The sequence below is a fragment of the Gordonibacter pamelaeae 7-10-1-b genome (assembly GCF_000210055.1).
GTDB classification, from domain to species: Bacteria; Actinomycetota; Coriobacteriia; order Coriobacteriales; family Eggerthellaceae; genus Gordonibacter; species Gordonibacter pamelaeae.
Genome location: NC_021021.1, coordinates 3,122,846 through 3,124,856, shown reverse-complemented (window position 1 = coordinate 3,124,856; position 2,011 = coordinate 3,122,846). Strand labels below are relative to the sequence as shown.

Genomic DNA, 2,011 nt, shown 5'->3' with positions numbered 1-2,011 from the left:
GCTCGGCGCGCTCCGCGAGGTAGCGCGAGCGCCCTGCGTCGACGGCCTCCTTGAGCTGCGCCGGCATGACCTTCACGGTGTCCTTGACCGCGCGGCCGCCCTCGTCGAGCTCGGGCTGGCCGTCCGGGCCCATCACCGTCTTCCTCAGCCACACCTCGCGGTTCGCGAGCAGCGGTATGTCTCGGAAGTCGGCCCCCTTGAAGCGGCTCTCGTTAACGAACATGGGGCTGAACTCGTAGCCCCCCACGTCCACGCCGTCGACGACGGTGCCCTTGGGAAGGGTCGCCGAGTTGAAGGTCCTGGCCTCGCCGGTCGCGCGGTCGGTGTACTCGATGCCCTCGCGCACGAAGCTCTTGTGCAGCGAGAGGTACACGTTCTTCCTCTCTTCCATGTCTTTCCTCCTTTTCGTTTTCAATCGGTCCTTGTCTTCATCCGCCGGGACGCGTGCCCCGGCGCGGCGCCCCTATCTCATGGCGACCGCCCCCTTCCTCGCTTTTCCGCTAGAAGCCGCTCACGATGTCGCGCGCCCAGGAGCCGCTCTTCACGAGGGCCAGGATGAGCAGCACGCACATGGCCAGGTACTGCAGCGCGTAGGTGAGCCCGTTCGCGACCGCGTCGGCCGGGGTGCCCGTCCCGGGGTTCGCCCCGGTGAGCCCGCCGAGCACGAGCGGGAACGATATGAGCAGCACGAGGATGATGACGCCGGCGATGCAGACCGCCCCGAAGCTCTTCAGGTAGCCAAGGCCTATCTGGCGCGTGGCGTCCATGCCGAGGAACGCCAGCGGGATCGGGGCGAACGCGGCCATGATGTAGAGCTGGAGCGCGCGGGCCCAGCAGACCACGAGGGCGACGACGTAGGCCGCCAGCACCACGACCCAGCTGATGAGGCTCACGACGAGCATGGCGATGAGCGACGGGATGTCGTCGTCGGTGGTGACGACGGACACCTCGGGCAGGTCGAGCGCGCCTCCGGCGCCGAAGAGCGCCTCGACTCGGTCGATGGCGAGCCCGCAGACCTCGTAGATCGACGCCATCAGGTCGAAGCTGTTCTGTATGAGGAACAGGAACACGGTGAAGAACACGAGGAGGAAGACGACCTCCTTGACGCCGGGGAGGCTCTGGCTGCCGTCCATGCGCTGGGAGATCTCGATGAGCTTCAGGGTGAAGACCAGGCCGAGCACCCCGCACCCGATCGGCAGGATGGCAACCTGCCATACGCCCCGGGCGACGTCGTGCATGGTCAGGTCGCTCGAGCTCGTGAGCATGTGCGCGAAGTCGGCCGAGAGGATCCCGTTCGCGCCGATCGACCCGAGCACGCCCGTTTGCGCCTTGAACATCCAGTTGCAGCAGTCGCGCAGAAGGCCGCACAGCCAATCGTTGACGTCCCCGGCTATGTCGGCGTATGCCGGCTGCGCGGGGACGAGCAGGAGCGCGCAGAGGGCGAACGCCGTCGCGGCGGAGATGGCGAACGCCCTTCGGCGTCGCGATTCAAGCGCCCGCACGGCTACATCGCCTCCAGCGAGCCGCCGCGCGAGACCACGGTGACCACCGTCGAGGCGGGGTCGTCGAGCGTGAAGGTCGTCGACGCGACGTTCCCGGCGTAGTCGAGCCACACCTCCTTGTCCCAGGAGGCGTTCGCCGCCTGCGGGGACACCTCCGCCGCCTTCCTGGCGACGATGTCTTCGATGTCGGCCGAGTCTGCGCCCAACGCCTCGGAGAGGCGGTCGTCGGTGCCGGTCACGGAGAACGCTCCGTCTTGCGCCTTCTGGGGCGTGTACGCCTGCGTCAGGAGGTCGCAGGCCAGGGTGCGGGCGTCCCCGTCGCCCGAGACCTGGATGAGCGAGAGCCCTCCCGCCTTGTCGCCGGTTCCCTTGACCTCGATGGGCACGCTGAGCGCGCCGCCGGCCTCGGAGGGCTCCTCGGCCGAGAAGAACCAGGCGCGCTCGGTGCCGCCCTCGCTCTCCACCATGGCGCCCTCGACGATCCGCAGCGTGGCTGTCGGGTCGTCGGC

Annotated in this window: 3 protein-coding genes; all 3 read right to left on the bottom strand. The window is 68.5% G+C overall.

The features are described from left to right. Positions 1–391: hypothetical protein (locus tag GPA_RS19540; RefSeq protein WP_041239708.1), on the bottom strand; the 391-nt coding region annotated here is incomplete at its 3' end. Positions 392–500: 109 nt separating this feature from the next. Next, positions 501–1,502: a conjugal transfer protein TrbL gene (locus tag GPA_RS14340; RefSeq protein ID WP_041239707.1), complete on the bottom strand. Its 1,002-nt coding sequence runs from the start codon at positions 1,500–1,502 to the stop codon at positions 501–503. A 2-nt stretch (positions 1,503–1,504) separates the two neighbouring features. Next, a partial coding sequence (locus GPA_RS19820) for a hypothetical protein (protein ID WP_197533109.1) occupies positions 1,505–2,011 on the bottom strand: 507 nt, incomplete at its 5' end.